Raw genomic sequence first — 24,150 nt, 5'->3', positions numbered from 1 at the left:
TCCGAAGTATAGCTTACAGTAATTGTTACCTTATCAACGATCAAGGTTTCAGTAAATCATATACCACACCTGCGATTTTTTTTGCTAGCAAAGGCGGAACAGCGTTACCAACTTGAACGTATTGCTGGGTTCTGTTTCCTTCAAAGTAGTAATTATCCGGAAAAGTCTGAATTCGAGCGGCCTCTCTCACCGTGAGGCTGCGGCATTGCCTAGGGTCGTAATGTATAAAGTAATGACCATCCTTAGCTATATGACTGGTCACCGTACTGGGTGTGCGGTTCCGCGCTTGAACCTTAAATCGGTCTGCAAAATGTCCCGATTTCCAGTTCTTATGCTTGGGCACAAACAATTCCGGAAAATCCTTTGCAGTTGGTGACGCACCCGAATTAAGAAGAGCGAAAGAACAGGCAAACATGTAGCGGTATATGTCCGCTGGCATATGGCTACGTGCACTATGATTAAGATAACCTCCAATGCGCGGATCAACATACCATTTTAACAAATCTTCATTTAATACGCTGTGATTTTTCACTGTATCCTGCGTATTGACGAAATTCCCACCTTGAGATACAGGCAACTCAACAGTTCCATCTAGGGGGAATGAAGGAGGCATCTCATATCCCTTCTCAGAAAGCGCTTTTCGAACTGCATATGCGGCCTGATGGAGGTTTTCTGCCCAGCTAGAATGAGTATTGGCAATTTTGGTGAGGCCACTACGAAGCGCGGGAAGACCCTCAATTACATCATAAGTGGTGAGATTCCGCGATGGCTCTGGCTGTACGACCGATGGCGTACGGCTCTTAAGTATGTCTCTACGAACACCTAGCAGAATTACCCGATGTCGGGCCTGTGGAACACCGTACTCCTCAGCCTTTATCAGGTAGTCATAACTTGATAAATATGAGCGTTCTCCAAGTGCGTCCGGTTCAGGAAGCGGGGCAACCAATGAAAATATCTCATATTCTGTATCGTTGACTCCGCCTACAACCTTACCCGGTTTTCTTAAATCTTTAAGAATGGCATCAAAGATTCGCTTGCCATGGACTTTGGCAGTGAGGATACCCTTAACGTTTTCCATGACGAAAACTTCAGGCTTCACTTCATCAATTATTTCGAGATACTCTCTGTAAAGAAAATGCCTTTCATCAGTCTCAGGCGTGTAGCCGTTGATTCCCCTGTTGCGAGCCCTGCCCACAACACTGTATGCTTGGCAGGGAGGGCCTCCAATCAAGACTTTTGGCCCATTATGGCCAACAGCCGCCTCTTTTATTCGACGTATTATTTCACCATGATCTTTGTCATCACCAAGAACCCGCGGGCCGCCTAAAGACTCTGCGATTGCTGCTTCACTTTCAGCCTTGAATTGTCCAAACAGTTCCTGTCGAAGTTCTGGCTCCCCTGATCTTACATATTCATAGTACTCATCGGGAGCCTCATCAAATTGGCGAAAGAAGGCGCGAAGAGTTAGCGTCATATGGGCACTGGCATCACGTTCAACGGAGGCTGCCAACTTGAAGGGTCGACGACCGGACTCTGAGAAAGATGAGAAGCCCTCCCCCAACCCCCCCGGACCGGCAAAAAGGTCAAATATCAATATGTTAGAGCTCATTGCGACCCAAATTTTTGATGTAAAGTGCTTAGGATACCACCAATCCTACTCAAAACCAGGGGGTGGAGTCCATGACTGACATTGTCGATAAAGCTACCCGTTCTCGGATGATGTCGAAAATCAAAGGGAAAAATACAAAGCCCGAAAAGATCGTGCGTTCTGCCTTACACGCGAGCGGCTTTCGGTTCAGGTTACATCGAAGAGACCTGCCTGGAAAACCTGATATCGTACTTTCGAAACACCGAGCTGTCATATATGTTAACGGCTGTTTTTGGCATGGCCACGACTGCTCCTTATTTAAATGGCCAAAAACTCGTAAAGACTTTTGGAAACACAAAATTACGGAAACAATGCTTCGGGACAAAAGGAATTATGAGGAACTTATAAATCTAAGATGGAGGGTGTGTATTGTATGGGAGTGCTCTATTCGCAGCAGATCGTTCCAAGAACAACAGCTAACAATGAAGAAACTATTTAAATGGCTGTGTACAGATAACACTTTCACTGAGATTCAGTAGCCAACTGAACTATAGGGAGACAATTACCCTAGCCATCGAACGACAACTATTGTGGCTGGTTGCCTAAGTTTTACCGCTTGTCCCGACCCACTGGGGAGCTAGTATGGCGGCCACCACCAACAGGTCATGCTCTATATGTAGCGACACCAACAAGACCAGACCCAGGAGGTCACAGCCGCCAAGGCCGACCTCTCCGTCAGAACCGCTCGTCGACTCGAACGCAGGGCCGAGTCCTCAGAGCAGCATGCACCACGGCACTGGCGAACCCAACCCGACTTCTTCGCCGGTGTGTGGAAGACCACTCTAGCCCCACAACTGGCCGCAGCCCCGGACTTGCAGGCACTGGTCCTGCGGGAGTGGCTGCATGAGCAGCTCCCCGGCCAGTACCGGGACAGCCTGCTGCGTAACCTGCAATACTGGGTTAAGGGCTGGCGAACCGCGCACCGCCCATAGAAGGAAGTGATGTTTCAGCAGGCCCATGGCCCGGGCTACGCGGCCCCTCCGACTTCATCGAGCTCAAGGGGTTAGTCATTACGCTCGCCGATAAGCCACTGGATCACCGGCTCGACTACTTCCGCCTGGCCGATAGCGGCTGATGCGACGTGCGGGTGGTGCTCGGTGTCGAGAGCTACCTAGAACTGGCCGAAGACCTGAAGCGTGCGCTGGAGCGTCTCGGCGTGGTCCCCGCGGAGCACACAGCGGACAGCCGGTGGACGGTCTTCAGTAACCTATGAGGGGAGGCCTAGGTGGACCTCACCGAGCGCTATGCCGCTCTGATCATTCACTACGGCATGACAGCCACTCGCAGCAATCCGGGGCGCGGCCCTTATCATCGTCGAGCGTGACGCCCTCCAACAACTGCCCAGCCGGCCCGGTACCGACTACAGCGAGGTGACGGAGCGCGCCACCACCTCCAGCACCATCCAGGTGCGCAAGGTTCTCTAACTCGGTGCCCTCCCGGCTGATCGGCGAGCAGATGCGTGTACACCTTTGCGACGATCGCTTGGTGCTACATCACGCGCAGCAGGAGTTGCTGACGCTGCGGCGATGTCGACGCCGGAAAGCGGCCTGCTGCGGGCCATCGACTACCTCCGTGAGATCGGCTGACTGGTCCGCATGCCCCGAGCGCTCGCGGGTTTAACGTTCCGCGACGAACTGTTGCCGAGCGCGGACTGGTGCAAGCTGTACGCTCGGCTCACCACCGCCTTGCCGGTCGCCGAGGCCTGCAAGCGCTTCGTCAGAGCCCTGGCGCTGGCCGACCGTCAGGCCCACTTCGCCACCACCCCGAGCCACATGATCGCGTTCCCCCGGGTGACTCAGCATGAGATCGCCAGCTACGACTATCTTGAGCCCAGCGTGCCGGTCACGGAGATGCGCTGCCATGCCTGATGCCCAGACCCGGCCACTACTGCTGCGGCAGCTCCGCCTGCCCACCATGGCCGCCTGCTGGACACAGTTGTAGACCCGCACCCGGGGCGCAAACTGGAGCCTGCTACTAGCGCTGGCCGCCCTGTGCGAGCACGAGCTGACCGAGCGTGATCGACGCCGGCTGGCCCGGCATCTCAAGGAGGCTCGGTTGCCGGTGGGCAAAACGCTGGAGACTTTCGACTTCGACGTCATCGCGGCGGAGCAACGCCAGCAGCTGAGAGCCCTAGCGGGCGACACGTAGTGGGGAATGCTGCCGAGCCGATGAGTACCACATCAACACCTGCAAGGGGGCCATAGCGCTTCCGGAGATGGCGCTGATCGAAGGCTACCCGCAGATCGATCCGGCCAGGGACGACGACGAGGCCGAGTACCTGGTGCCGGTGTGCTGGCTGCACACTGTCAGCCGCAAGGAAGCCTTCAGCGAGGTGGGCCTATTCGGCAACCAGAACACCGTCTGCAAACCTACTACGCCCAAGTGGTCCCATACCGTGGAGCGGCTGAAGCAGGCGTGGGAAATTGAGTAAAGCTCCACAGACGTTACCCCATACCTGTTACACCTCTCAAATACACTGAGTGTATCCACAGGTACACTCAGTGTACTTGTGGCGCATAGAGAGGCTCTAGACAGCCTATAGAAGGTCACCAAAAGTACACTCAGTGTACTTTTTAGCTAGCCACCTCATGTAACGAAAAATGGCCATTCAAGGCTGCTTGGTTTCGCGAATATAGTGTAATTGCACTTTTTCACGAAATAGGCGCCTGTTACTCGAACCCACTTGTGAGATATTGCCCCTGCCAACCACACGCTGTGTGGCATCGCAGCTGGCGATGAGAAACAAACAGAAATCAAATACCGGCCATGGGCCGCTACGAATAATAGTGCTTTTCAGCCACCTCGAAGTATAAAGGGTTAATACGGAGTAACGCTGCTTCAAACGTAGCGCAGAAAAAACGTGTCCAGACCATGCGACACACAAACCAATAAAACATGAGATAAAACCAAGGGTTGATAAAAAACACATTGAAATCAATGACTTTACATCGACCACACAAGGGATTCCGGACAAAAACGGGAACAAAAACCCAACGCGCGGCGTAACAATACGCCATCAGGGCATCATCCCTGACATGCTCGACTGTCCGTTGCCGACCACTACGGCCTACCCGGCCACCAACGACACTATTAACGCGTTGATCACGCGACACCCGCCCGGGCCCCATCGGCTATCAGGTGAATAGTGGCGAAAACCGTGCACAGCAGCGGCACAACCGACGACCAGGGCCCCAGACTAGAGGGGTGAACACTGACTGCGACTACGGGCAGGTCGTCAGCGTGGGGGGTAGATCTGCCTGAACAGTCGCAGACCTAGCCACGCATAGCTGCATTCAATCGATGAAAACTACAGAGAGGAAACTATGTCGGTACCAAGGGGTCACTTAGGGTGGTCAGAAAAGAGGCGCAACTTCGGCTACGGCCGTCGCCTCGGGTACGCAGCGCTGTCGGCGTTGCATGACCACTATGGCCACAGTGAGCACCACCAAACGAAATTCACGCACCATGCACGATTTGGGAATTTCGTGAGGTGGATCAGGGAGTATTATCAGATAAGAGATGCCCGGGAAATCAAGCAAGAACATATCCTTGCATACGGAGAATACTTGTTAGAATCAGTCAAGGACGAGGAATACAGTGTCGCGTACGCACAGAATCTGCTCTCGACAGTGAATATCGTTCTGCGTTGCCTGCGTCATGACCGTCGTATCAGAGTTTCACCATCAGAATTGGTTGGGCGTCGTATTCACGTCAGGCAGACCGTTCCACAGGGCGAGAAAGAAATTGTCAAAGATGCCGCTGAGGAGCTGCAAGAAGTGCAAAACCCTCGCGCAGCGGCAGTTCTTCTACTCACCAGGGCGTTCGGTATGCGAGTGAGAGAAGCGTCATTGGCCAATCTGGAGAGATTGAAAAGCGAAGCGTTACAAAAAGGCGAATGCCGAATACTAGAGGGAACAAAGGGGGGAAGAAAGAGTGATGATCGGACTATTCCCATGGGCGAAGAACAATGGGAGGCACTAAATTACGCTCTACAACACTCTCCTAAAGATAGCAAAAATCTACTAGCAAATAATGAAACTTATATCGCTTTCCTAAGGAAGTGTGTCACCCCTGGCCGCCTAGTACTTCAAGCGCATGGCTTGATCTCCTATCGGGAGATGCGGGCAGCATTTGCCATTGACACCTATGAGTCAGAAGCTGGGCATTTAGCACCTATCAAGTGCACACCAACAAATCACGAGGCACACCTTCGGGCACAGAAATTGACAGCTCGACGACTCGGCCACTATCGGGCCAACGTCTCGCGCGCGTATATTGGATAGAAATATGAACCTGAAACCTATTTTCATCAGAATAAAATTTAATGAAATGCAGGCCCCTCATCCTGCTCGGCATCAAAACAGGATCAGCAGAATTGCAAGTGCTATTGAGGAGCGCTTCCCCACTACAAACCGTCCTGAAAAAATAAAACTAAAGCATGTGAATTGGGTTGTTAACCACTGGCTAGAATCCCAGAACTACAAGCCTGCCACTCGCGCGGACTACATTAACTCTTTGAAACTATTGATTGAGGCACTCGGAAGGAAGGATCACTGGTTCGGCCCATTAAAAATCAGAGCCAAAGGCCCCGGGGGTCGCCCCAGGGTCAGCCGTGTAGTGAAAAGCAAGAAGTATTATAGAAAATGATTGATGGCACGCCACATAATGCGAACATTATGCAGCGTGCCATCAAATCAGAACCAAACGTTTTCATCGGCAAGCGGGAAATTGACCTTCGAGCTATAGTAGCAGCAGAAATCCAACTGCTTCACATGCGCAATGGCTTCCTGCTGTTCGTTCCAGTCAGCGTCCCTAAGCAGATCAATCACATCTGCCAACTCACCCAGTACATCAGCCACCTCAGAAATCACCGACAGGTCACCGCTTTGGATAGCATCATGCAGCTCACGAATCGTCATCTTCGTAACTCCCTAGTTTTCCGCCTCACATGAGGCAAGATCAACATATCCCATGATCCTAGAGATGCAACTGGCTGATTATCTAATTTTTATGTGCCCAGAAGTCGATGACTCACGCTTCGCGCACGCACCTAACCCCCTAACAAGAAAGTTATTTTATGCAAAAACCCACCAGCAAAAACCACTGTCGACTCCCGACCGAGGAAAAGCCTAACAGGCGATGTTCTACCTGCACCGGAAGTGGGAGTCGCGGCACAACCAACAACCATCTATACTGACGTAAAATGTGCTAGCTCAGAGAATATGTCGATGAAGATTAATGACGAGTTCAAGTCAATCGAACACATCGTGCCGGATATACTGGTTGACGAGCTGCACATCACGAAGGAAGAGTTCGCCGCGGCACTCGGGCTCCGCTGTGAGTCAACCATCCACAAGCATCACCTGAAGTCCGCGGTTGCTCAGCAGCGACTGTACCAAGTCATTGAGATACTCAAGCACATTGAGCCTTGGGCAGGCAGCCTCGGAGCAGCTTGGTCTTGGTACCGTTCGTACCCCATCTCACCCCTAGGCGGTCTCACCGCCGAAGAGCTGCTAACACAAGGCCGCGCCAGCGAAGTTCATGCATACCTCGACCACATTGCCGAGGCCGGATATGCGTAAGCCTGCTCGATCTCGTCACACCCCCAATTTGGCAATACGACTCCGAAAGTGGCGTGAGACTTGTTTAACCGAACACTTTTCCAGCCAGAAATGCCTCAGCGGTCGAACGATATCCATCGCCCTCTGAAACCCAACTGAGAATATCTGACAGTCTGTAGCGAACGGAGCGCCCTCGACGAACAAACTGCGGGGCGGGACGCCCTAGTAGGATTCCGGTGCAGCGAGATTTCCGTGCAGTGGCTGGCGCTGCAGGAATCAGAAACGGAAACACCGATTTTTCAGGCAACTCGATCAGAGCTGGATCGTATCCAGATTTGAACAAGACTAATGCGTTTGACAGTGAAGCATCCATGGCGAACCTCCCTAAAACCAAGCCCTATCTTCGCCAAGGCCTCATTGAAGAGGGTTCGTCTAAATGCTTGGATTCCTCAATTTGCCATCCCGATAACGGAAAATGCCTCCCACGTTCATCCAGCTTGCTGACAGCCTTCCTCCACGAAATGAGTTCGTTTTGCAAACACCTCAACTGCATCCCGGGAATGGTCGGGTCTAAGGTGGGCGTAGTACTCGATGGTCGTCTGGATATCCGTGTGCCCCATCAGCCTGGAAACGGTCAGCAGGTCAATGCCAGCCATGACAAGTTGTGATGCGAAATTGTGACGCAGAGTGTACAACTGCAGGTCATCGGGTAGCCCGGCAAGCTTGCGAACAGTCGCCCAAGGCCTCTGCATTGCAGTGTCGCTCATGCGCTTGCCGTTGCGCCCCGAAGGGAAGACGTGGCCGGTCTTGGGCTTGCCTTGCAGCCGGTGCCATGCTCTGAGCACGTCCACAGCCGGTGTAGACAGGGGGAAGGTCGTCGGTTCAGGGCGGTAGTGGGCGGTTTTTTCGACCACCTTGCGAATCGTGCGGAAGTCCAGGTTGACATGCTCCCAGCGCAACCCGAACAGATCGCCCGGCCTGAGGCCCGTGTAGTACATGGTCAGAAGCCAGGGCATGACGTGATCCACGTAGGCGACGCCATCTAAGTCCGGCAGATACGGCTTTCCATGAGAACGGCTGCTACGGCGCTGAGCTCGCTTACGTTCTTGGTACGCTTCCAGGCCGCTAAACAGCGCCTTGACTTCGTCGTCTTCCAGGTAGCGGCGCTGTGATCCTTGCTCGGCCATCGCCTCCTCGGTCATGGCCGGCCGTTGCAGATTGATCCGTGCCAGGGGGTTGGCGGGTATCACCTTGCGGTCGGCCGCGTGCGCCAGCATCGTCTTGAGCGCTCCAAGGCTACGCTTGCTGGTGGTGTAGGCCTCGCCCTTTGCCTCACGCTCGCCCTGCCAGCGCTCGATGTCCGCCCGGCTGATCTCGTACATCGGCCTGTCAAGCCAGTCAGCGAAGGCGTTGTAGATTCGCCGCAGGGTGGCAGCGCCATCCTTCTTCCTGCGCTGGGTGACTGCATAGGGACCATTCAGATAGGCCCGGATAGTCTGCTGCTGCTGACGCTCTGCATCAGCCCTAGCACCCTCAATTTCGGCGCGAGGGTCCCCCCCTTGAGCGACGATGGCCAGCGCCTCGGTGGCACCCTTACGGGCCTGGGCGGCCGTCAAGGTGCCGTAGCGACCGAGCGTCAGGACACGCTGACGGCCTGTTCTGGTGCGGTAGTAGAGCCGGAAGGTCAGGCCACGTCTGCTGGGCCGGACGTGAAAGCCAGGTAGCTCGGTGTCGTAGACGTCCTCTGTAGGCGGCGTATTAACTAGCCCCTCCAACGCCTTGCTTGTCAGCTTCCGCTTGATCGTGCCTGCCATGCCCGCTCTCATTCAGGTAGCAAATAGGTAGCAAGCGGAGGATATAACGAGCTCAAACCAGCAACAAGCGGCACAGCGCAAACACACCATAATCCCCTGTTTTTTCTATCTATTTTATTTCTCTTTGTTGCTGGCCGTTTCTTTTGAAATACACAGATCATGCCTTCGGGAGGCAGAGGTCGTAGGTTAGAATCCTGCTACTCCGACCACAGAACATAGTAAAAACGGCCACTTAGCTCATCGGAGCGGTGGCCGTTTTACGTTGTGCGACGGGATCGATCCGACGGCTAGCCGCCATCACGACGGGGCTTTCTTCACGACGGAGCCTTCGCGCCGACCCGCAGCCCGTGCCGGCGAAGCTTGCGCACCACGCTGGGCTGGCTGATGCCCAGGCGCTCGGCGATGGCGTAGGTCGAGGTCCCCTCGCCGCATATCTCGGCCAGGATCGCGCGTTCGGTGCGCGCCAGGGCCGCCTTGAGCGACTCGCCATCGCGCAGCCCCTCGCCGTCGGGCGCGGGGTGCACCGCATCGTCGCCGGCCGTGACGGTCACTGCCCCGGGTTCACGGGCCGGAACGTCGCTGCGGATGACATCGTCCGCCGCCGACAGCCAGGCCCGCTCGAGCCAGTTCTCCAGTTCGCGCACGTTGCCGGGCCAGTCCCGGCCCATCAGCTGCTGCCAGAGGTCCCGCGCCATGATCTTGTCGCGGCCATAGCGGCCATTGAGGCGCCTCAGCTGGCGCTCGACCAGCCCCGGGATATCCTCGCGGCGTTCGCGCAGCGGCGGCAGGGTCACCGGGATGACATTGACGCGATAGTAGAGGTCCAGGCGAAACTCCCCGGCCTCTACGCGACGCGCCAGGTCCTGGTTGGTCGCCACCACCAGGCGGAAGTCGACGCGCCGTGGGCGCGTATCGCCCAGCCGCGTGACACTGCTGTCCTGGATGACCTTGAGCAGCTTGGCCTGCACCGCCAGGGGCAGCTCACCGATCTCGTCGAGAAACAGCGTGCCGCCCTCGGCCTGCTCGATCAGCCCCGCCTTGCCGCCCGGCGCGGCGCCGCTGAAGGCGCCGTGCCGGTAACCGAACATTTCGGACTCGAACAGGCTCTCGGGAATCGCCCCGCAATTGACCTCGATGAAGGAACCGGCATGACGAGCCCCCCAACGATGCAGCTGCCGGGCGAAGGCGGTCTTGCCGACGCCGGACTCGCCGAGCATCAGCACGGTGGCATCGGTCGGCGCCACCCGCTTGAGCAGCAGGGCCACCTCACGCATCACCTCGCTGCGCACCTCCAGGTCGCCCAGCTCGGCCTCGAAGCCGGGCTCGTCGGCGATGCCACTGCGCCGCAGATGATCGCTGAAGCGCCGCTGCAGCAAGGCGTACTCCTCCTGCAGCAGCTGCAGGTCGGTCAGGTCCATGGAGCGGCTGACCACGGCGGCCAGCCGGCCCTCGCGGAAGACCGGATGCGCCTGGGCGATGACTCGCCGCCCGGTCCCCGTCACCTGCATCAGCTGCGCCGGCTTGCCGGTGCGGATGACCTCGAGGCTGACCGAGGGCCTGAGCACGCCCTGGGCCTCGAGGGCCTGGACGGTGGTTCGGCACAGGTCCTCCCGGGACATGCCATAGACCGCCGCCGCCGCGGGACTGACATCCCGCACATGCCCGCCGGCGTCGACCACGAAGAAGTGATCGTGCGCCGTGTCGATGATGGTGCGCAGGATATCGCTGTCGATGTCGCCCATGCGGCCCCTCGATACACAAATGGATCATTGATGCAGAAGTGTATCATCACCCGGGCCATCATGATTCACTCCTGCATCAACGACTCGGCAATATACGCCATATCAACGCGTTATAACTTGGCACGTTTCCTGCTTCGGCATACCAGACACCCCCATCCGAGACGGAGCCTTTCGTGAGCGATTTCAACCAACCCTTGGGCGGCAACGAGATGCCGCGTTTCGGCGGCCCCGCCACCATGATGCGCCTGCCGACCCAGACCAGTGCCGCCGGCCTGGACGCCGCCTTCATCGGCGTGCCCATGGACATCGGCACCTCGAACCGCCCCGGCACTCGCCTCGGGCCGCGCCAGATCCGCGACGAGTCGCGCATGCTGCGCCCCTACAACATGGCGACCCGCGCCGCCCCCTTCGACAGCCTGCAGGTCGCGGATATCGGCGACGTGCCGATCAACACCTTCAACCTGCCCAAGAACCTCGACATCATCAGCGAGTTCTACGACAGGGTGCTGGCGGAGGACTGCGTGCCGCTGACCCTCGGCGGCGATCACACCCTGACCTGGCCGATCCTGCGCGCCATCGCCAAGAAGCACGGCCCGGTCGGGCTGATCCATATCGATGCCCACGCCGACGTCAACGAGCAGATGTTCGGCGAGGAGGTCGCCCACGGCTGTCCGTTCCGGCGCGCCCAGGAGGAAGGGCTGCTGGACAGCAACCGGGTGGTGCAGATCGGCCTGCGCGGCACCGGCTACGCCGCCGACGACTTCGACTGGTGTCGCGACCAGGGCTTCCGCGTGGTCACCGCCGAGCAGTGCTGGTACACCTCGCTGGCCCCGCTGATGGCCGAGGTGCGCGAGCAGATGGGCGACGCCCCGGTCTACATCTCCTTCGACATCGACGGCCTGGACCCCTCGGTGGCGCCCGGCACCGGCACCGTCGAGATGGGCGGTCTCACCGCCCAGCAGGGCCTGGAGATCGTCCGCGGCGCCTGGGGCCTCAACGTGGTCGGCGGCGACCTGGTCGAGGTCGCGCCGCCCTACGACACCAGCGGCAATACCGCCCTGATGGGCGCCACCCTGCTCTACGAGATGCTCTGCGTGCTGCCCGGCGTGCGGCGCCGCGACTGACGGGCCGACGCCGCAAGCGCCCGGTCACGGGCGCTCTTCACCGACCACGACTACAACACCAACAGTGAGACCCCCATGTCCTCCCATCTTCGATCCGCCGACAACATCAACACCGAGGGCGCGCCGCTCAGTACCCACGGCCTAATCAAGTTCCTCGTGCCGTCCATCCTGGGCGTGCTGCTGTTCCTGGTGCCCTTCTCCACCGGCGACACCATCAACATCGGCATGGGCCTGATGGCCGATGGCCTCAAGACCCTGCTCGGCGAGGCGCTGCCCGCCATCGCCACCCTGGTGCTCTGCCTGTCGGTCCTGCTGACCGGCATCGTCAAGCTGGCCAGGCCGACGTGGGCCCGCGCGGGCATGCTGCATGAGCTGTTCGACGTGGCTCCCCTGTGGGTGATCATGCGCGCCCTCGGCGCACTGTTCGCGCTGATGACCTATTTCCAGGTCGGCCCGGCCTTCATCACCGCCTCCTTCACCGGCGGCGTGATGCTCAATGACCTGGCGCCGGTGCTGCTGACCTTCTTCTTCTTCGCCGCCATCCTGCTGCCCTTCCTGGTCGACTTCGGCTTCATGGAGTTCATCGGCAGCCTGGTGCGCACGCCCTTTCGCATCATCTTCGGTCTGCCGGGGCGCAGCGCCATCGACGCCACGGCCTCCTGGATGGGTTCCGGTACCGTCGGCGTGCTGATCACCACCCAGCAGTACGAGCAGGGCTTCTACAACCGCCGCGAGGCCTCGGCGATCGCCACCAACTTCTCGATCGTCTCCATCGCCTTCGCGCTGCTGGTCACCAGCTTCATCGGCATCAACCACCTGTTCGTGCCCTTCTACCTCACCGTGGTGGTCGCCGGCCTCGTCGCCGCCGTCATCGTGCCGAGGCTGCCGCCGCTATCGCGCAAGCCGAACAGCTACTACGAACCGGTCGGCTGCCAGATCCAGGAAGAGAACACCGGCAACCAGAACCTGCTGCGCTACAGCCTGGGCGTCGCCGTGGCCCGCGCCGAGAAGGCCCCGGGGCCGGCCAAGCTGGCCAAGCTGGCGCTCTTCAACGTCGCCGACATCTTCTTCGGCCTGCTGCCGCTGGTGATCGCCATCGGCACCGTGGCCCTGGTGCTGGCCGAGTTCACGCCGCTGTTCACCTGGCTCTCCTACCCCATGGTGCCGGTGCTCGAGTGGATGCAGATCCCCGAGGCCGCAGCCGCGGCGCCGGCGACCCTGGTCGGCTTCGCCGACATGTTCCTGCCGGCGGTGCTGGCGAGCGACATCGAAAGCGAGCTGACGCGCTTCGTGATCGCCTGCCTGTCGCTGACCCAGCTGATCTACATGTCCGAGATCGGTGCCCTGCTGATGAAATCCAAGATCCCGCTCAAGCTCTGGGAGCTGGTGGCCATCTTCCTGCTGCGCACCGCGATCACCCTGCCGATCATCGTGCTCATGGCCCACTGGCTGGTGGGCTGAGGGAATCGCGATGACGCTTTATGGAGAGACGCCGATGACCTGCGCCGAGCTGCTGATCCGCCTGCTGCGCGACACCTACGCCACCGACACCGTGTTCGGCATTCCCGGGGTGCATACCGTGGAGCTCTACCGCGGCCTGGCGGGCGGCGAGGCGAGCGGCATCCGCCACGTCACGCCGCGCCACGAACAGGGCGCCGGCTTCATGGCCGACGGCTATGCCCGGGCCACCGGCAAGCCCGGGGTGTGCTTCATCATCACCGGGCCCGGCATGACCAACATCGCCACCGCCATGGGTCAGGCGCTGGCCGACTCGGTGCCGATGCTGGTGATCTCCAGCGTCAGCCGCCGCGACACCCTGGGGCGCGGCCAGGGCCGGCTGCATGAGCTGCCGAGCCAGCAGCAGCTGATCGCCGGGGTCGCTCGCTTCAGCCATACGTTGCTCGACCCTGACGCGCTGCCGGAGACCCTGGCCCGTGCCTTCGCGGTGTTCGAGGGGGCCCGCCCGGGACCGGTGCATATCGAGATCCCCATCGACCTGTTCGATGCCCCGGTACGCACGCCGCGGCACTGGCAGCGCGCAGCTCTGGCCAAGGCCGCCCCCGACCCGGCGGCGCTGGACCGGGCCGGCGAGTGGCTCGGCGGCGCCGAGCGTCCGCTGGTGCTGCTGGGCGGCGGCTGCGTCGCGGCCCCCGAGGCCGCCCGCAGCCTGGTCGAGGCACTGGACGCGCCCACCGTCACCACCATCAACGCCAAGGGCCTGCTCGGCCGCGACCACCCTCTGGACCTGGGCGCCAACGCCTCGCTGCCCGCGGTGCGGGCGCTGGCCCGGGAGGCCGACGTGGTGCTGGCCATCGGCACCGAGCTCGGCGAGACCGACTACGACGTGGTGTTCGACGACGGCTTCCACCTGGACGGCCGGCTGATACGGGTGGACGTCGACCCCCAGCAGCTGGCTCGCAATCAGGCCGCCGACCTGGCCCTGGTGGCCGACGCCTGCCAGGCCCTCGAGGCCCTGGCGGCGCGCTTCGGCGGGCAGCGTCTCAGCCGCGGCGGCGCCGAGCGCACCCGCGCGACCCTCGCCGCCCTGGACCTGGCACGGGATTCGGCCTTCGCCGCCTATGTGCCGCTGTTTTCGACCCTGCGTGAGGCCCTGCCCGAGGCGATCCTGGTCGGCGACTCCTGTGCCACCACCTATGCCGCCAATCACCTGGTCGCCCAGCCGGCCCCGCGGCGCTTCTTCAACGCCTCCACCGGCTACGGCACCCTCGGCTACGGCCTGCCGGCGGCCCTGGGCGCCAGCCTCGCCCGGCCCGACCTGCCGGTGGTCGCGATGGTCGGCGACGGCGGCATCATGTTCACCCTCAGCGAACTGGCCTGCGCGGTGGAAGAGCGGCTGCCGGTGGTGATCCTGCTCTGGCACAACCGGGGCTACGAGGAGATCCGCCGCTTCATGGACGACGCCGGCGTCACTCGCCTGGGTGTCGACCTGAAGGCGCCGGACTTCCTGACCGTGGCCCAGGGCTTCGGCTGCCTGGCCACCCGCATCGGCGCGCCCGGCGAGCTGGCGCATGCCCTGGCCACTCGCCCCACCGATGGCCCCCTGCTGATCGAGATCGACGCGGACGCCTGGCAGGCCAGTATGCGCTGAGGTCCTGCCGGCGGTTCGCTCCACAAAAACAATCAACAACACAAGGATATGACCATGGCTTTCCTCGACCGACTGCTCGGCCAGGACACCCTCGACGACCACCAGCACAAGAGCCTCGGCGCCTTCGGCACGGTCGCGCTGTGGCTCGGCGCCAACGTGGTGGTGACCACCATCCTCACGGGCATGCTGCTGGTGCCCGACCTGCCCTTCGCGACCGCCATGGGGAGCGTGCTGATCGGCTCGCTGATCGGCGCCATCCCGCTGCTGCTGGTCGGACTGATGGGGCAGCGCACCGGCCTGCCCTCGATGGCGATGACCCGGCGCGCCTACGGGCCGCTGGGCAGCCGGCTGATCTCGCTGGTCAACATGGGCGTGCTGATCGCCTGGAGCTGGATCCAGGCCCTGCTCGCCGGCATGAGCCTTGACTACGCCATCCAGGCGACCACCGGCTATTCCAACCTGCCGCTGATGACCATCCTCTGCGAGAGCGTGGTGGTGCTGGTCGTGCTGCGCGGCCACCTGGGCATCGAGCGGGTCGAGCGCTGGGCGGCGATGGCTATGGTCGGCCTGGCCGCGGTGGTGCTCTACCAGCTGAACCTCCACTACGATGTCTCGGCACTGCTGGACATGCCGGTCGAGGCGCGCAACGGCATCACCCTGGGCATCGCCTTCGACATCGTGATTGCCACCGCCTTCTCGTGGATCTCCTCCTCGGCGGACTACAACCGCAACTGCAAGAGCGGCGCCATCGCCGTCTGGGGCACCTACCTCGGGTATGTGCTGGCCGCGATGATTGCCATGGGCCTCGGCGCCGCCGTCTCCGGCCTCTCGGTGCTGAACGGCATGGAGCAGACCTACGACCCGACCCGGCTGCTGACCGGCTTCGGCTTCGGCCTGCCGGCGGCACTGGTCATCTTCTTCTCGGTGATGACCACCAACGTCATGGCCGTCTACAGTGCCACCCTCTCCTGCATGAACGTGTCGCCCGGCATGTCGTTCTGGAAGCCGGCCCTGGTGATCGGTATCGTCACCGTGTTCGGCGCCCTGATCCCCGGCATCCTCGACCAGTTCCAGAACTTCCTGCTGCTGATCGGCGCCCTGTTCATCCCGGCCTTCTCGGTGATGATCACCGACTACTACCTGGTCGGCCGCGACGGCTACGGCCCGGAACTGCTCAAGGCGCGCCATCAGCTGGGCCGCCCCACCGCGCCGGTGGCCATCGGTGCCTACCTGATCGGTGCCGGCCTCGCCGCCTACTGGTCGCTGGTCTCCCCCTTGGCCTTCGGCGCCTCGCTGCCGGTGTTCCTGATCACCGGCGGCCTCTATTGGCTCGGCGCCGTGCTGATGACCCGCCCGCGTGCGACCGCCTCGCAGGCCACAGGAGAGTAACGCCGATGAGACTGATGCTGGCCCAGACCGCTCCCCGGTGGGGCGACGTGCCCGCCAACCTGGTCGCCCTCGAGGCCCTCTGCCGGCAGGCGTCGGCGGCCGGTGCCGACCTGCTGGCCCTGCCCGAGCTCGCCCTGAGCGGCTACAACGTCTTCGCACGACTGGAGGAATTCGCCGAGCCGGAGGGCGGCCCGATCGTCCGGCGGCTCGCCGAGCTGGCCGCCCAACATGGGCTCTTCCTGCTCGTCGGCCTGGCCCAGCGCCAAGCCGACGGGCGGCTGACCAACGCCGCCGTGCTGATCGACGACCAGGGTGAGCGCCTCGCCACCTACCACAAGCGCCAGCTGTGGGACCGCGAACATGACCACTTCGCCGCGGGCGACGACGCCTGCGTGGTGGACACCCGCCTCGGTCGACTGGGGCTGATGATCTGCTACGACAACGAGTTCCCCGAGATGGCACGGGCCCTCGCCCGGGGCGGCGCCGAGGTCATCCTCTCGCCCACCGCCAACATGGTGCCCAACGCCGAGCGCCAGGTCCTGCAGATCCGCGCCCGCGCGCTGGACAACCAGTGCTTCGTCGCCTGCATCAACCGGGCCGGGGCCGAGGCCGAGCTCCACTACTGCGGCAACAGCCTGGTCGCCGGCCCGGATGGCGAGATCCTGGGCCAGCTGGGTGCCGGCGCGGGCAGCCTGGTGGTCGATCTCGACCGCGGTCGTATCGCCGAGAGCCGAGCCCATCAGGATTACCTGAAGGACCTGCGTCCCTTACCGGAGATCACGCCATGAGCCGCTTTTCCCTGCCGCGGGGCGAGGCCACGAGCTGGTATCGCACCACTCCCATGGCGGATCGGATCACGCTGATCGACGAGCCCGCGATCAAGCCGTTCTATCGCTGCAACATCTGGCATGTCCGCGGTCGCGATCGCGACCTGGTGGTGGACTTCGGCCTCGGTGCCGTGCCGCTGCGCCAGCAGGTCGCCCGGCTCGCCGAGCGGGACATCGTCGCCGTGGCGAGCCACACCCACTTCGACCATATCGGCGCCGCCCACGAGTTCGGCTGCTGCCACGTGCATGCCGCCGAGGCCGATATCCTGGCGGCGCCGGACCACCGTCGCACCCTGGCCGACAGCTTCCTGAACGACGCCATGTTCGATGCCCTGCCGCCGGCGCCCTACGCCCACTCGGGCTACCGCATTCCCGCGCCGGCGACGATCGCCCGGCTCGAGGACGGCGATACGCTCGATCTTGGCGACCGGCGCTTCGAGGTGATTCACACCCCCGGGCACTCCCCGGGCGGCATCGCGCTCTGGGAAGCCGCGACGGCCACCCTGATCTCGGGGGATGTCATCTACGACGGCGAGCTGATCGAGGACGCCTACCACAGCGACCTGGACGACTATGCCGCCAGCCTGCGGCGGCTCAGGAACCTGCCGGTGCGCACCGTTCACGGCGGCCACTTCCCGAGCTTCTCGGGGCGCCGCCTCGCCACCCTGATCGACGACTGGCTGCGCGCCCACGGGCGCTAGCCCCTTGCCCACCCTCTTCTGGAGCCTCGCGTGCAACGACTGACCAAGCAGTTCATCGACAACCACTGGGTCGAGAGCCCGGCCACGCGCCGCCTGACGGTGACCGATCCCTACCGCCAGGCGCCGATCGCCGAGCTCACCGCCGGCGATGCGGCCGACGTCGACGCCGCGGTGACCGCCGCCCGCCGCGCCCAGCCCGCCTGGCAGGAACTCGGCGGCGAGCGCCGAGCCGACTTCCTCGCGGCCTTCTCCGAGGCGCTGAGTGCGCGGCGCGAGGCGCTGATGCGCCTCTCGGCGAGCAACAACGGCAAGGCGCTGGCCGAGACCGCCATCGACCTGGACGATGCCATCGCCTGCTACCGCTACTACGCCGAGCAGGCCCGGGCCCTCGAGGCGCGCCAGGGGCGGCTCGTCGAGCACGGCATGGAGGGCGTCGAGGCCCTCACCTACGAGGATCCCGCCGGCGTGGTGGGCCTGATCACCCCCTGGAACTTCCCGCTGGTGACCAGCGCCTGGAAGATCGCCCCGGCGCTCGCCGCCGGCTGCACGGTCGTCTTCAAGCCCTCCGAGGTAACGCCGCTGCCTGAGCAGGCGGTGGCGGAGATCGCCCTCGAGATCGGCCTGCCCGCCGGCGTGCTCAACCTGGTGCATGGCGACGGCGAGGGCATCGGTGCGCCGCTCACTGCCCACCCCGGCGTCGACAAGCTCTCCTTCACCGGCAGCAACGCGGTGGGCGAGAAGGTCATGCGCGCCGCCGCCGAGGGCGCCCGAGGGGTGTCGCTGGAACTGGGCGGCAAGTCGCCGATCCTGGTGCTCGACGACGCCGACGTCGAGGCGGCCGCCGACTGGGTGATGGCCGGCATCTACTTCAACTCCGGGCAGATCTGCTCGGCCACCTCGCGGCTGATCGTCCATGCGTCGCTGGCCGAGGCGCTCTACGCGGCGCTCGCCACGCGCATCGATGCCATCCGCCTGGGCGATCCGCTGGACGAGGGCACCGACATGGGCCCCATGACCAGCGCCCGCCAGCGCCAGGCCGTGGAGCGCTACCTGGCCATCGCCGCCGAGGAGGGCCTCACCGCCGTGCGCGACGGCCGCCATCGGGAGCTACCGCGCCAGGGCGAGTTCGTCGCCCCGACGCTGTACCGCGACGTGCCCACCGACAGCCGCCTGTGGCGCGAGGAGATCTTCGGCCCGGTGCTCTGCGCCCGTAGCGTCGAGAGCGAGGCCGAGGCCATCGCGCTGGCCAACGACTCCGCCTTCGGCCTCGCCGCCACCGTCATCTCGGGCGACGTCGAGCGTGCCAAGCGGGTGGGGCGCGCCCTGCGCGCCGGCAGCATCTGGTTCAACAGCGAGCAGCTGGTGATGCCGGAGGCCAGCTGGGGCGGCTTCGGGAGCAGCGGCATCGGCCGCGAGCTGGGCCCCTGGGGGCTCTCGGCCTACCTCGATGTCAAGCACCTGATCGGCCCCGCCGCGACCTGAACCAACCCGGGGAAAAACGGCCGGCCCGCGGCGCCACTCCGCACCGGAGGGAACGTCCGTCAACCCTGCTAATCTGTGGATGACTCGCGCCCCGACAGGAGTCATGCCGATGTTTGATCCGCAGAGTTTTCGCCTGGACGATCAGGTCGCCCTGGTGACCGGCGCCGGCACGGGAATCGGCCGCGCCATCGCCGGGACCTTCGCCCAGGCCGGCGCCGCGGTGCTGGTCACCGACCTGCACGCCGAGGCCGCCGAGCGGGTGGCCCGGGAGATCACCGACGGCGGTGGGGGGGGGCAGGAGCTGGATTGAGCGCGGGCCACCCAGGGTGCATGAGCTCACGGCTGGGGGCGGCACCGATGGCGGATGGTTGATGGCACAGACACCGCCCGGAACGGCGCGATGGCCGTGGGCACAGCGAGGCACGTCATGACACGCACCTGGACCACGGCACGCTCCAACACATTCTCCAAGACAGTCTCCGCAGTCATATCCACGTTTCTGCTGCTCGCCGGCGCGCAGCCGGCAGCGGCCGACGCCGCCCCCGGCTGGATGCAGGGCTTCCCGCCGCCAGAGGAGCGCACCATCCGCTTCACCGACGAGGATTACTTCGCCGGTGACAAGCTCCGCTGGACGGTCTGCCACTTCCGCGAGCTGATGCCCACCGCCGGGGTACGCAACGGGACCGACGCCGCCCGCCCTTTGTCCTACGCCCTCGACCCGGCGATCGAGGAGGTGAGCTTCCAGCCCACCGACGGCGACGCCCCGATGACCTGGGGCGAGGCCTTCGCGGTCAATCGCACCGACGGCCTGCTGGTGCTGCATCGCGGCCGGGTCGTGTACGAGCGCTACGCCGGCTGCCTGGACGAGACCACCCTGCACGGCGTGATGTCGGTGACCAAGTCGATCACCGGGCTGATCGGCGAGATCCTGGTCGCCGAGGGCACGCTGGACGAGCGCGCCCGGGTCGGCGACCTGGTGCCGGAGCTCGCCGACAGCGCCTTCGGCGATGCCACCCTGCGCCAGGTGCTCGACATGACCACCGCGCTGGACTACTCCGAGGACTACGCCGACCCGGAGGCCGACGTCTGGACTTACGCCCGCGCCGGCAGCCCGCTGCCGCCGCCCCCCGACTACACGGGCCCGCGCAGCTACTTCGCCTTCCTCGAGACGGTCGAGAAGGCCGGCGAGCACGGCGAGGCCTTCGGCTACCGCACCATCAACTCCGATGCGCTGGGCTGGATCATCGCCCGCGCCACCGGCCAGAGCGTCGCCGACTGGCTGGCCGAGCGCGTCTGGACGCGCCTGGGCACCGAGCGCGAGGCCTTCTACACAGTGGACTCGATCGGCACCCCCTTCGCCGGCGGCGGCTTCAACGCCACCCTGCGCGATCTCGGTCGCCTGGGCCAGCTGGTCCTCGACGAGGGACGCCTGGACGGCGAGCAGCTGCTGCCCGCCGCCGCCCTCGCGCGCCTTCGCGAGGGCGGCGACAAGGCGGCTTTCGCCAAGGCCGGCTACACCGCCCTCGATGGCTGGAGCTATCGCGGCATGTGGTGGGTCAGCCACGACGACCACGGCGCCTTCGCCGCCCGCGGCGTGCACGGCCAGACGATCTGGATCGATCCCATCGCGGAGATGGTCATCGTGCGCCTGGCCTCCCACCCGGTGGCGGCCAATGCGGCCACCGACCCGACCTCGCAGCCGGCCTACCGAGCGCTGGCCGACTACCTGATGGCGCGGCCCTCGGCGCCCGACTGAAGGGTCAGCCTACCGAACGGCCCGACCGAGTGCGGGTCACGCCTAGCGGCCCGCACTCATCTCGAACAGCCCCTCCGACTCCGCCTCGAGCCTCCTGAGCGACTCGTCCAGCAGGGCGAGGTAGGACCGGGTCAGGCCCGAGATCCCCCTCTGCCGCGGCAGGATCACGCTGTAGCGATACTGCACCCGGGGCTCGAAGCGCCTGACGACGAGGCCCAGCCGTCGGTAGTGCCAGGCCGTGATGGGGTCCACCAACGACACCCCCGACCCTGCCAGCACGAAGGCGCAGGCGGCATAGTGCAGCTGCGTATCGATCAGCAACTGGCGCTTGACGCCGACCCGCTCGAACACCCCGTCGATGGTGTGGCGAAGGCTCTGCTCCGACCCCAGCGAGACGAACACCTCGCCCTCGAGATCCTCCGGCACGATGACCTCCCGGTCGGCCAGGTGATGTCCCGACGGCAGGACGCACACCAGCCGGCTGTCGGCCAGGGGGCGCTCCTCCACGGCGGGATCATCGAGCGGAATGCCGGAGATCACGCCCAGGTCGAACTGCTGCGTGGCCACCAGATCGACCACCTGCTGGGTACTGCGCACCTGCAGGGTGATCGACACCCCCGGATGCTCCTGGCTGAACCGATCCGTCAGATCGGGCAGGAACTCGACCGAGGCCGCCGGCATGGAAGCGATCCTCAACGAGCCGAGGTGGAACTCCCGAAGCTCTTCCGCGGCGCGCGACAGATGCTCGAGGGAGACGAAGGCGCGCTCCACCTCCTCGAAGAAGAACCGGGCCTCGGGCGTCGGATGGAGACGACGCCGGCGCCGCTCGAACATCGCCACCCCTACCGTCGCCTCAAAATCGGCGAGCAGGCGACTCACGGCCGGTTGAGAGACGCAGAGAATCTCCGCGGCGCCGCTGGTGGTTCCGCTGATCATCACCGCGCGAAACGCCTCGATCTGGCGATAGGTCAATTTCGGCATGTCGGCCCATAGATAACAACATGGTGTTATCAAATCATACATATAAACGATTTGATGTTATATACCGACCTGCCCAAGATTGCCCGGTATGCCGTACGGCCCCGGCAGACAACCACAACAAGCGAGAACGGCCCTATGGAACGACTCTTTCGCTACACCCTTACCCTGCTGATCGGCACCGTCGCGATCTGCCAGTTCATCCAGGTCATTACCCGTTACCTCTTCGAGACACCGATCATGGGGCTCGAGGAGGCCGCCATCATTCCCACGATCTGGCTCTACATCCTCGGCAGCGTCAACGCGTCTCGGGAAGACACCCAGATCCGCGCCAATGTCCTGGACATCTTCCTCAAGACCGATCGCGCTCGCGCGCTGCTGCAGGCCATCGCCGACATCGTCAGCATCGTGGTCTCGGTCTGGCTCACCCTCTGGGCCTGGGACTACTTCGCCTACGCGCTGCGCGTCGACAAGGAGACCCCCACCCTCTACCTGCCGACGATCATCTACGAATCGGCCCTGTTCATCGGCCTGGTGCTGATGATCGCCTTCACCGTCTGGCACCTGCTGCGCAACCTCGGCTTCCTGTTCGGCGTTCGCCAGCGCCCGGACCACGCCTCCGCAGATCCCGACTATCCGGAGACCTCCGAGGTACACGAGTTCCGGGTACTCACCGATTCGCAGAAGGACACCTCCCATGATTGAGATCGCCCTGCTGGCCTTTGCCGTCCTGATTGTGCTGCTGACCATCGGCGTTCCCCTGCCCTTCTGTTTCGGCGCCGCCCTGATGGTGATGACCCTGATCGGCGAAGCCACCATGCGCGGCATGATGGTCTGGGGCTTCAGTCAGCTGACCAACCCGATCCTGCTGGCCATCCCGCTGTTCGTCTTCGCCGGCACCCTGATGAGCGTGAGCGGCATCGCCGGCAGCCTGCTGAAGTTCGTCAATGTCTTCGTCGGGCGGATCCGCGGCGGCCTGGGCGCCGTGGCGGCGGTGAGCTGCGCCATCATCGGCGCGATCTCCGGCAGCGGCCTGACCGGCATCGCCGCCATCGGCCCGCTGCTGATCCCGGAGATGGAGCGCAAGGGGTATCCGCGCGCCTACTCCACCGCCCTGATCGCCAACTCGTCGATCCTCGGCCTGCTGATTCCCCCCAGCGTCACCATGATCGTCTATGGCTGGGTCACGGACACCTCGATCCTGGCGAGCTTCCTGGCCACCCTGGGGCCGGGCCTGCTGATCATGTTCAACTTCTGCCTCGTCAACATGGTGATGTCGCGCAAGTTCGACCTGGTCCTCGACGAGCCGCTGCCCTTCGACCAGATGATGCGCGATGCCGGGCGGCGCACGGGCCATGCCCTACCGGCCCTGCTGATGCCGGTGATCATCCTCGGCGGCATCTACGGCGGCATCATGACACCGACCGAGGCCGCGGCCGTGGCGGTCATCTACGCGCTGCCGGTGGGCTTTCTGATCTACCGCGGCCTGACCTGGCGGACCCTGCTGGAGTCCGGCAAGGAGTCGGCCACCGCCATCGGCGCCATCCTGATCATGATCCTGTTCAGCCTGATGCTCAGCCAGATCTACGTCATGGAGAGCATCCCCCAGGCGCTGGTCGACATGATCTTCCAGATCACCGACAACAAGCTGGTCCTGTTGCTGCTGATCAACCTGCTGCTGTTCTTCATCGGCATGATCGTCAACGACATCACCGCCATCATCCTCACGGCGCCGCTGCTGCTTCCGCTGATGGAGGCGCTGGGCGTCAGCCCCGTGCAGTTCGCCGCCATCATGGGCGTCAACACCGCCATGGGCGGGGTGACGCCTCCCTACGCCAGCATCCTCTACCTGGGGTCCCGCATCGGCAAGGTGCGCTTCACCGAGGTAGTGAAGCCCGCCATGACGCTGATCCTGTTCGGCTACATCCCGGTGGTGGTGCTGGTCTCTGCCTGGCCCGACCTGTCCGAGTTCCTGCCCGGCCTGTTCGGCTATTGATCGTCCATCCGCTCTCATCAGGA

Annotated in this window: 23 protein-coding genes and 1 pseudogene; 19 read left to right on the top strand and 5 right to left on the bottom strand. The window is 63.0% G+C overall.

The genetic code is table 11. The annotated features are described in order from the left end of the window. Positions 1 to 40: 40 nt before the first annotated feature. Complete coding sequence (locus ACGTNG_RS17805) at positions 41 to 1,510, bottom strand: DNA cytosine methyltransferase (RefSeq protein ID WP_394797833.1); 1,470 nt, start codon at positions 1,508 to 1,510, stop codon at positions 41 to 43. Between the two features lie 170 nt (positions 1,511 to 1,680). Between ACGTNG_RS17805 and ACGTNG_RS17800 the strand changes: the two genes are divergently transcribed. From ACGTNG_RS17800 to ACGTNG_RS17775, 7 genes and pseudogenes are all read left to right on the top strand, one after another. Beyond that, entirely contained in the window at positions 1,681 to 2,127 is a 447-nt protein-coding gene (locus ACGTNG_RS17800; protein WP_394797832.1) for a very short patch repair endonuclease, read from the top strand. Positions 2,128 to 2,415: 288 nt separating this feature from the next. Beyond that, a complete protein-coding gene (locus ACGTNG_RS18130) occupies positions 2,416 to 2,580 on the top strand; it encodes a hypothetical protein (protein WP_507161323.1) in 165 nt (54 codons plus the stop codon). Between the two features lie 663 nt (positions 2,581 to 3,243). Next, a complete protein-coding gene (locus ACGTNG_RS17795; protein WP_394797831.1) occupies positions 3,244 to 3,516 on the top strand; it encodes a hypothetical protein in 273 nt (90 codons plus the stop codon). 88 nt (positions 3,517 to 3,604) lie between these two features. After that, positions 3,605 to 3,796 (top strand): annotated as a pseudogene (locus ACGTNG_RS17790) (ATP-binding protein); the annotation flags it as partial. 67 nt (positions 3,797 to 3,863) lie between these two features. Then, entirely contained in the window at positions 3,864 to 4,079 is a 216-nt protein-coding gene (locus ACGTNG_RS17785; RefSeq protein WP_394797830.1) for a hypothetical protein, read from the top strand. Between the two features lie 1,135 nt (positions 4,080 to 5,214). Further along, positions 5,215 to 5,931 carry an integrase domain-containing protein gene (locus tag ACGTNG_RS17780; protein WP_394797829.1) on the top strand — a complete coding sequence of 239 codons (717 nt, stop codon included), beginning with the start codon at positions 5,215 to 5,217 and terminating at the stop codon, positions 5,929 to 5,931. 4 nt (positions 5,932 to 5,935) lie between these two features. After that, positions 5,936 to 6,295 (top strand): hypothetical protein, encoded by a 360-nt coding sequence (locus tag ACGTNG_RS17775; RefSeq protein ID WP_394797828.1) that lies wholly within the window; start codon positions 5,936 to 5,938, stop codon positions 6,293 to 6,295. 47 nt (positions 6,296 to 6,342) lie between these two features. Here ACGTNG_RS17775 and ACGTNG_RS17770 read toward each other — a convergent pair whose 3' ends face one another. Next, positions 6,343 to 6,567, bottom strand: coding sequence for a hypothetical protein (locus ACGTNG_RS17770; RefSeq protein ID WP_394797827.1), 225 nt, complete (start codon positions 6,565 to 6,567; stop codon positions 6,343 to 6,345). Between the two features lie 309 nt (positions 6,568 to 6,876). On the opposite strand from ACGTNG_RS17770, the gene ACGTNG_RS17765 reads away from it, so the two are divergent. Then, the gene (locus tag ACGTNG_RS17765; protein WP_394797826.1) at positions 6,877 to 7,230 is read left to right on the top strand and encodes an XRE family transcriptional regulator; all 354 of its coding nucleotides are present in this window, start codon (positions 6,877 to 6,879) and stop codon (positions 7,228 to 7,230) included. Between the two features lie 467 nt (positions 7,231 to 7,697). On the opposite strand, the gene ACGTNG_RS17760 is transcribed toward ACGTNG_RS17765, so the two are convergent. Continuing rightward, positions 7,698 to 9,023: a site-specific integrase gene (locus ACGTNG_RS17760; protein ID WP_394797825.1), complete on the bottom strand. Its 1,326-nt coding sequence runs from the start codon at positions 9,021 to 9,023 to the stop codon at positions 7,698 to 7,700. A 314-nt stretch (positions 9,024 to 9,337) separates the two neighbouring features. Continuing rightward, on the bottom strand, positions 9,338 to 10,765 hold the full coding sequence (locus ACGTNG_RS17755) for a sigma-54 interaction domain-containing protein (protein ID WP_394797824.1): 1,428 nt from the start codon (positions 10,763 to 10,765) through the stop codon (positions 9,338 to 9,340). A gap of 173 nt (positions 10,766 to 10,938) precedes the next feature. On the opposite strand from ACGTNG_RS17755, the gene speB reads away from it, so the two are divergent. The 9 genes from speB (at position 10,939) to ACGTNG_RS17710 (ending at position 21,153) form a co-directional block, all read left to right on the top strand. Beyond that, on the top strand, positions 10,939 to 11,889 hold the full coding sequence (speB, locus tag ACGTNG_RS17750; protein WP_394797823.1) for an agmatinase: 951 nt from the start codon (positions 10,939 to 10,941) through the stop codon (positions 11,887 to 11,889). 75 nt (positions 11,890 to 11,964) lie between these two features. Continuing rightward, positions 11,965 to 13,350 carry a YjiH family protein gene (locus tag ACGTNG_RS17745; protein ID WP_394797822.1) on the top strand — a complete coding sequence of 462 codons (1,386 nt, stop codon included), beginning with the start codon at positions 11,965 to 11,967 and terminating at the stop codon, positions 13,348 to 13,350. 10 nt (positions 13,351 to 13,360) lie between these two features. After that, entirely contained in the window at positions 13,361 to 14,998 is a 1,638-nt protein-coding gene (locus ACGTNG_RS17740; protein ID WP_394797821.1) for a 5-guanidino-2-oxopentanoate decarboxylase, read from the top strand. A 54-nt stretch (positions 14,999 to 15,052) separates the two neighbouring features. Further along, on the top strand, positions 15,053 to 16,387 hold the full coding sequence (locus ACGTNG_RS17735) for a purine-cytosine permease family protein (RefSeq protein ID WP_394797820.1): 1,335 nt from the start codon (positions 15,053 to 15,055) through the stop codon (positions 16,385 to 16,387). 5 nt (positions 16,388 to 16,392) lie between these two features. Next, the gene (locus ACGTNG_RS17730; protein WP_394797819.1) at positions 16,393 to 17,175 is read left to right on the top strand and encodes a carbon-nitrogen hydrolase family protein; all 783 of its coding nucleotides are present in this window, start codon (positions 16,393 to 16,395) and stop codon (positions 17,173 to 17,175) included. Beyond that, on the top strand, positions 17,172 to 17,915 hold the full coding sequence (locus tag ACGTNG_RS17725; RefSeq protein WP_394797818.1) for an MBL fold metallo-hydrolase: 744 nt from the start codon (positions 17,172 to 17,174) through the stop codon (positions 17,913 to 17,915). Before ACGTNG_RS17730 ends, ACGTNG_RS17725 begins: the two co-directional genes overlap by 4 nt. Before the next feature lie 30 nt (positions 17,916 to 17,945). Beyond that, positions 17,946 to 19,397, top strand: coding sequence for an aldehyde dehydrogenase family protein (locus ACGTNG_RS17720; RefSeq protein ID WP_394797817.1), 1,452 nt, complete (start codon positions 17,946 to 17,948; stop codon positions 19,395 to 19,397). Positions 19,398 to 19,506: 109 nt separating this feature from the next. After that, the gene (locus ACGTNG_RS17715; RefSeq protein ID WP_394797816.1) at positions 19,507 to 19,707 is read left to right on the top strand and encodes an SDR family NAD(P)-dependent oxidoreductase; all 201 of its coding nucleotides are present in this window, start codon (positions 19,507 to 19,509) and stop codon (positions 19,705 to 19,707) included. 117 nt (positions 19,708 to 19,824) lie between these two features. Then, complete coding sequence (locus tag ACGTNG_RS17710) at positions 19,825 to 21,153, top strand: serine hydrolase domain-containing protein (protein WP_394797815.1); 1,329 nt, start codon at positions 19,825 to 19,827, stop codon at positions 21,151 to 21,153. Between the two features lie 42 nt (positions 21,154 to 21,195). Here ACGTNG_RS17710 and ACGTNG_RS17705 read toward each other — a convergent pair whose 3' ends face one another. Beyond that, a complete protein-coding gene (locus tag ACGTNG_RS17705; RefSeq protein WP_394797814.1) occupies positions 21,196 to 22,134 on the bottom strand; it encodes a LysR substrate-binding domain-containing protein in 939 nt (312 codons plus the stop codon). A 135-nt stretch (positions 22,135 to 22,269) separates the two neighbouring features. On the opposite strand from ACGTNG_RS17705, the gene ACGTNG_RS17700 reads away from it, so the two are divergent. Together ACGTNG_RS17700 and ACGTNG_RS17695 are read left to right on the top strand one after the other, a co-directional pair. Then, entirely contained in the window at positions 22,270 to 22,836 is a 567-nt protein-coding gene (locus ACGTNG_RS17700; protein ID WP_394797813.1) for a TRAP transporter small permease, read from the top strand. Continuing rightward, positions 22,829 to 24,127, top strand: a complete 1,299-nt coding sequence (locus ACGTNG_RS17695; RefSeq protein ID WP_394797812.1) for a TRAP transporter large permease — start codon at positions 22,829 to 22,831, stop codon at positions 24,125 to 24,127. The genes ACGTNG_RS17700 and ACGTNG_RS17695 overlap by 8 nt, the downstream gene beginning before the upstream one ends. The last annotated feature ends 23 nt before the right edge of the window (positions 24,128 to 24,150 follow it).

It is taken from the genome of Halomonas sp. B23F22_3 (assembly GCF_043496965.1).
Taxonomy (GTDB): domain Bacteria; phylum Pseudomonadota; class Gammaproteobacteria; order Pseudomonadales; family Halomonadaceae; genus Halomonas.
Note: the sequence above shows the minus strand (reverse complement) of the source record. Positions and strands in the feature narration are given on the sequence as shown.